A 5,815-nucleotide genomic window follows, 5' to 3' on the forward strand; every position below is an offset into this window, starting at 1 on the left:
ATAGGAGGGATTCGTTGATGAAAAAAGATCATGTGTTAAAGGATTTCTTCTCTTATCCTATGCGTTTTGCTGACTTCATGAATGCTCTTTTCTTTGATGGTCATGCTATCATCCATCCCTGTGACCTTCACCCTCTTGATTCCAGAGAGATATTTATTGGTGACTTTCTTTCTAAGGAACGCACCCATGATGTCATCATGATGTGGGAAAGAAAGGATTTTCAAGCTATCTTGATTCTTGAAGCTCAAAGCTGTGTTGACTTTACAATGGCATCAAGAACACTGCTTTATGATGCACTGGTCTACAACATGCAGGACAAGCGATTCAAGAATCATATGCTGATGCCAGTGATGAGTGTCGTATTGTTTCATGGCGAAGGGAAATGGAATGCCGTGACATCATTGCTGGAAAGAGTCAAAGGACCAGAGGAAATCAAGAGAAAACAGAATGACTGGAAGATGAGGGTAGTAGACATGAAGGAGATGGATGAAAACCTGCTGAAAAATGAAGACAATAAAAAGGTCATCAGTGGATTAAAGACAATATGGAGAAAAGATGAAGAAGGATTAAAGAAGATGATCATTACAAAAGCCGTAGCCAGAGTATTGGCAACATTGACAGGGAGAGAAGACATACTGAAAAAAATGAAAGGAGAAGAAGGAACGGTGGAAATGTATTCATTCTGGAAAGATGCAGAGAAAAAAGGAAAATTAAGTGTTGTTTTGAAATTGTTAGAAAAACTATTAGGCAAACTCACACCAGATTTAGAGATGAAGATTGTTAATAGTAAAGAAGAAACGCTTGATAGTATTATTATCCATATATTTGAAATACATAACGAAGAAGATGTATTAAAATGGTTATAAGCAAAAGGCATCATACATAAGCGTATGATGCCTTTTAGAATTTAAAGGTATTTTGAGCACATCTGATAAAAAGAATTATTTAATTTCAATAAGTTCATATTCTCGTGTTCCAAGTCCAATTTTTTCAGCATGTTCAAGGCATGATTTCCAGTTTGTTTCAGGTGAAACATCAGTGAAATGATCATGATGAGTATGTCCATGCTTGTCTAATAAGCTATTTTTAATAGCTGGTTGTTTATTAACAGCATCAGCACATGCCTGATCTAAAGCCACAGGATCAAATGATGCAAACATACCAACATCAGGAACAATCGCAATATCGTTTTCAGCATGACAATCACAATATGGAGATACATCAATCACAAGAGAAATATGGAAACATGGTCTACCATCAACAACAGCTTTTGTATATTCAGCAATCTTATAATTTAAAATATCATTAGCTTCATCCATACTTGCTTTAATCGCATCTTTAGGACATACACCAATACATCTTCCACAACCGACACATTTATTATGATCAATTTTTGCTTTTCCGTCTGTAATCTTAGGAGCATCATGAGCACAAATTTTAATACACTGTCCACATCCAATACATAATTCCTGATGAACAGTTGGTTTACCAGCACTATGCATTTCCATTTTACCAGCACGAGAACCACATCCCATACCAATGTTTTTTAAAGCACCACCAAAACCAGTTAATTCATGACCTTTAAAATGATTTAAAGAAATAATAATATCAGCATCCATAATAGCTTGACCAATTTTTGCTTCTTTTACATATTCTCCATTAACAGGAACTAAAGCTTCATCAGTTCCTTTTAATCCATCAGCAATAATCGTATGCACACCTGTTTGAAAAGGATTATATCCATTAGTATATGCACTATCTAAATGGTCTAAAGCATTTTTTCTACCACCAACATATAAAGTATTACAGTCTGTTAAAAAAGCTTTTCCACCTAATTCTTTGACATAATCACAAACAACTTTAGCCCAGTTAGGTCTTAAATAAGCCAAATTACCAGGTTCACCAAAGTGAATCTTGATTGCAGCATATTTATCCTCAAAATCAATATTTTCAAAACCAGCTTTTTTCATTAAATATTTTAACTTTTCAGGCAAATTCATTCTCCCTGTATGCATATCACAATAATAAACTTTTGATTTTTCCATCTATTTATCCTCCTCAATACTCTTTTTTATTTTACTCTTTTTTCAAAAAAATGGAAGATAATCATCAAATTATGAAAAACATGTTATAATTCTACTCATAGGAGAGTCAATCTCTCGTTGACTGGTTGTTATTTTGTTAAGAAATAGGATAATGAAAGATGGGAGGAATAAAAATGGATAGTCAAAAAATTGGACAATATATAGCTTATAAACGTAAAGCAAAAGGAATGACACAAAAACAATTAGCAGATGCTTTACTCATCACAAATAAAGCTGTTTCAAAATGGGAAACGGATATCCCGACTTTCTAAAGATTCCGATAAATAAAAACATAAGACCAACTATCTTTGATGATAATTGGTCTTTTTTGATATGAACCGATTAAAATGTCGGAATCTTTTTTTGTTAAAATGATAGTAGAAAGGAGGTGAAATTATGACGATAGATGAGGTTGTTGATAGGGCTATGGCTTTTATAGAAAAGGATCAATTTTCAGAAAAATGGATATATACATCTAAATTATTCTACAAAAATAAGTTACTTCCATTATTTACTGATAAAAAGGAATTTGATTCTAAAATCATTATTCATCTTATTGATGAGTATACATCTATGTATGAAAACTCTCAATTATCTCGCTCCACATTTAATTCGAGAATAAGATGGCTCAGGATATTGTTGGATATTTCTAAAGGATTAGAGCCGAAGAGTCATTATAGACGAAAATCCCTATATAAATATAATCCCAGTGAAGAAAATCTTTTAATGATTGAAAAAATTTGTACATTTGCTCAATCATCTTCGATCAATGTTAGCCAATATATTATTGCTTCTTTAAGAAAGTTTTTTTGCTATTTGGAAGAAAAGAATATCGTATTAGAATCTTTAACTGATGAAATAATAATTCAGATCATTTTTGATTATAAGCAGACGCACAAAGATATCAGATATTTTATTAAAGCTTTGGATCTGATTACCAGATATCTTAAATCCTGTGAAATAGCTCACTTAAATTTAAATCTTGAACATATAAAAGCTAGAAGAAACGAAAGTTTAATTGAACCTTTTGATCCTGACCAGATTTCTAAATTGATCGAATATGCTTTGAATCTTAATAGTGCTAGCGGTTCACGCTTTGCTGCTTTTGTTGGCTTGACTGCTTTTACAGGCATAAGAGGATGCGATGCTGTTAATTTAAAATTTCAGAATATTGACTGGGATAGACAACTCCTGATGTTTACACAATTAAAAACTCAAATTCCTGTGGTTTTACCAATTCCCAATAAAGCTCTAAACCTGTTAGGAAAATATATCATCAATTATCGAAAAAAACCTATTGATTCACAGGATAATGATTATATTTTTATGACCTTGACATCACCTATTCGCCTTATGAAGAATCATGCTACTATAACTAAACAAATTCAAGATTATTCAAAAAAATCTTGAATGTAGAAGTGAAAAAATATCAAGGACTTCATTCCATAAGGAGAATGTTTGCAACCAAGCTCGTAAACAGTAATGTTGATTCTAAAACTGCTTCTCAGATGCTGGGACATACTTCCTTTTCTAGTGATGATCGCTATATGTCCTATGATAGATTTAAAGTGATGAAATGTGCCTTGGATTTTCAAAAAATTCAAATTGAAGGAGGTGTCTATTTTGAAGACAAACAAGATGATCCTTGATGATTTTGAATCATTCATTAAATTTCGAATAGGTACAGGATATGCAGGCTATGCTATGAATTATGCAAAAAGATATGCTCAATTTCTTTATTCAAACTATGGGAACGAGGAGGAAGTTACCGAAGAAATGCTACAAGAATACTTGAAACTTCACCCTCATAATAATCATAACACATATGCAAATGCTATTGCTGAAATACGTACATTTTCTAAATACATCAATCAAACAGGACGTAAAGCTTATATTCCTGATAAAGATTATACTTATTGGAAAAAAAGGACTGAATTCATACCCTATCTTTTAAATGATAAGGAGCTTAAGATGTTCTTCGATCATCTTGATTCCTATAGTGATAAAGATCTGTATGAACGAAGAGCTAATAGAAAAGTTGTTTTTCCAATTTTATACAGAATGATGTATTGTTGTGGTATGAGACCTCAGGAAGTATTGAATCTGAAGACTATCGATGTTGATCTTGCTTTTGGCGATATTTATATAAGAAAAACAAAATCATATAGAGACAGGCATATCATCATGTCTTCAGATATGCTTGATCTTTGTCATCGTTATATGAATCTCCACGTATCGCTATATCATGATTATTTTTTTGATAAGCCAGATGGAAAAAGATATACATCAGATGATTTATATTATTGTATCAAGCATTTTAAAAAGAAAACCGGATTTAATAAGCCAAATTTTAGATCTTATTGCTTCAGGCACATGTTTGCTACTGAAAATTTGATAAAATGGATAAATAATAGCGAAGACATCACGATGCTTTTACCATATCTATCAGTCTATATGGGCCATACAGATATCAGGCATACGCTCTATTATATACATTTGCTACCTGAACATTTAAGAAAGGCGGCTAAGATTGATTGTGATCTTTTTGAATCAATCTATCCGAAATGGGGCTATGATATATGAGCAAACTAAAAATAAGTAAAGCGACCAGACTAATAGCTCAAGAATGCAACACTTTTTTGAACACCTATCTGATTGAATATAAAAGACGACAACCGAATACAATTAAATCTTATAAAGATATGTTCAGCGTATATTTTAAATTTCTAAAAAGCGAAAGAGATAAAGAGATTTGGAAAATTACAGTTGATGATTTTTCTTCTGAAAATATCATATTATTCATGAAGTGGCTAAACGAAAGTAACAATAATAAAAATACGACAATCAATAAGCGATTGAGCGAATTAAAAACTTTCTGTGGATATTTATGTAAAAACGGTCATATAGATCCTTTGAATTATTCAAAAATACAGGACATCACTCCAATGAAAACAGAAAAAAATCAATTGAAAGAAGAACTATCAATAAAACAAGTTCATGCTATTCTTTCCCAACCAAATATAAATAAGAGAAAAGGTAGAAGAGATTGTTGTCTTATGACTATATTATATGATACTGGTTGTCGTTGTGATGAATTACTAAGTCTTAAATTGAAAGATCTAAGGTTCAATAAAGATGTTTGTGATATAAAGATTCTTGGTAAAGGAAGAAAATATCGTGCGACTCCACTAAGTAAACAAGCTACAAAAATATTAAAAACATATCTCCAAGAAGAAAAGATAATTGATAATGAACAATATTTATTTTCAACGAATTATAATGGTTTCAAGCATAAGATGTCAGCGGATAATGTTGATAGAATTTTATCTAAATATGAAAACGAATTAAGAACTCTGGGATTTGAAATTCCTCATCTCCATCCTCATTTGTTTAGACATACAAGAGCGATGCATCTATACAAAAATGGAGTTTCGCTAAGCCTAATCAGTCAATGGCTAGGACATTCTAATTTGGAAACAACATTAATTTATGCATATGCAGATACAGAGATGAAGAGGAAAGCAATTGATAAAGCAATGAATGGAAAGGATATGCTGTACATCGAAGAAGAAGCTAAATACTCAAAAGAAGCGATAATAAAGGCAATGTTTGGTCTATAAAAGATTCCGACATTTTAATCAGTTCACATCAAAAAAGACCAATTATCATCAAAGATAGTTGGTCTTATGTTTTTATTTATCGGAATCTTTAGAAAGTCGGGATATCAGTTT

Annotated in this window: 7 protein-coding genes; 6 read left to right on the forward strand and 1 reads right to left on the reverse strand. The window is 31.7% G+C overall.

Annotated features, from left to right (window positions below; genetic code table 11):
- Positions 1-17: 17 nt before the first annotated feature.
- Positions 18-866: an Rpn family recombination-promoting nuclease/putative transposase gene (locus tag B5E75_RS13865; RefSeq protein WP_087360474.1), complete on the forward strand. Its 849-nt coding sequence runs from the start codon at positions 18-20 to the stop codon at positions 864-866.
- Positions 867-941: 75 nt separating this feature from the next.
- Here B5E75_RS13865 and B5E75_RS13870 read toward each other — a convergent pair whose 3' ends face one another.
- The gene (locus B5E75_RS13870; RefSeq protein WP_087360477.1) at positions 942-2,045 is read right to left on the reverse strand and encodes a DUF362 domain-containing protein; all 1,104 of its coding nucleotides are present in this window, start codon (positions 2,043-2,045) and stop codon (positions 942-944) included.
- Between the two features lie 173 nt (positions 2,046-2,218).
- On the opposite strand from B5E75_RS13870, the gene B5E75_RS13875 reads away from it, so the two are divergent.
- The 5 genes from B5E75_RS13875 to B5E75_RS13895 all read left to right on the forward strand — a co-directional run bounded on the left by B5E75_RS13875 (position 2,219) and on the right by B5E75_RS13895 (position 5,704).
- Positions 2,219-2,356, forward strand: coding sequence for a helix-turn-helix domain-containing protein (locus B5E75_RS13875; RefSeq protein WP_087360480.1), 138 nt, complete (start codon positions 2,219-2,221; stop codon positions 2,354-2,356).
- A gap of 124 nt (positions 2,357-2,480) precedes the next feature.
- On the forward strand, positions 2,481-3,494 hold the full coding sequence (locus B5E75_RS14985; protein ID WP_087360483.1) for a tyrosine-type recombinase/integrase: 1,014 nt from the start codon (positions 2,481-2,483) through the stop codon (positions 3,492-3,494).
- A 44-nt stretch (positions 3,495-3,538) separates the two neighbouring features.
- Positions 3,539-3,733, forward strand: coding sequence for a hypothetical protein (locus tag B5E75_RS14990; RefSeq protein ID WP_087360486.1), 195 nt, complete (start codon positions 3,539-3,541; stop codon positions 3,731-3,733).
- Positions 3,708-4,667, forward strand: a complete 960-nt coding sequence (locus tag B5E75_RS13890; RefSeq protein WP_087372791.1) for a tyrosine-type recombinase/integrase — start codon at positions 3,708-3,710, stop codon at positions 4,665-4,667. Before B5E75_RS14990 ends, B5E75_RS13890 begins: the two co-directional genes overlap by 26 nt.
- Positions 4,664-5,704 carry a tyrosine-type recombinase/integrase gene (locus tag B5E75_RS13895; protein WP_087303179.1) on the forward strand — a complete coding sequence of 347 codons (1,041 nt, stop codon included), beginning with the start codon at positions 4,664-4,666 and terminating at the stop codon, positions 5,702-5,704. The genes B5E75_RS13890 and B5E75_RS13895 overlap by 4 nt, the downstream gene beginning before the upstream one ends.
- The last annotated feature ends 111 nt before the right edge of the window (positions 5,705-5,815 follow it).

The sequence above is a fragment of the Massiliimicrobium timonense genome, from assembly GCF_002160865.1.
GTDB lineage: Bacteria > Bacillota_I > Bacilli_A > Erysipelotrichales > Coprobacillaceae > Allocoprobacillus.

What these genes read in the sequence shown, in the direction of transcription:
- B5E75_RS13865 (WP_087360474.1), top strand. Translation starts at nt 18, where the DNA reads ATGAAAAAAGATCATGTGTTAAAGGATTTCTTCTCTTATCCTATGCGT.
- B5E75_RS13870 (WP_087360477.1), bottom strand. Translation starts at nt 2,045, where the DNA reads ATGGAAAAATCAAAAGTTTATTATTGTGATATGCATACAGGGAGAATG.
- B5E75_RS13875 (WP_087360480.1), top strand. Translation starts at nt 2,219, where the DNA reads ATGGATAGTCAAAAAATTGGACAATATATAGCTTATAAACGTAAAGCA.
- B5E75_RS14985 (WP_087360483.1), top strand. Translation starts at nt 2,481, where the DNA reads ATGACGATAGATGAGGTTGTTGATAGGGCTATGGCTTTTATAGAAAAG.
- B5E75_RS14990 (WP_087360486.1), top strand. Translation starts at nt 3,539, where the DNA reads ATGTTTGCAACCAAGCTCGTAAACAGTAATGTTGATTCTAAAACTGCT.
- B5E75_RS13895 (WP_087303179.1), top strand. Translation starts at nt 4,664, where the DNA reads ATGAGCAAACTAAAAATAAGTAAAGCGACCAGACTAATAGCTCAAGAA.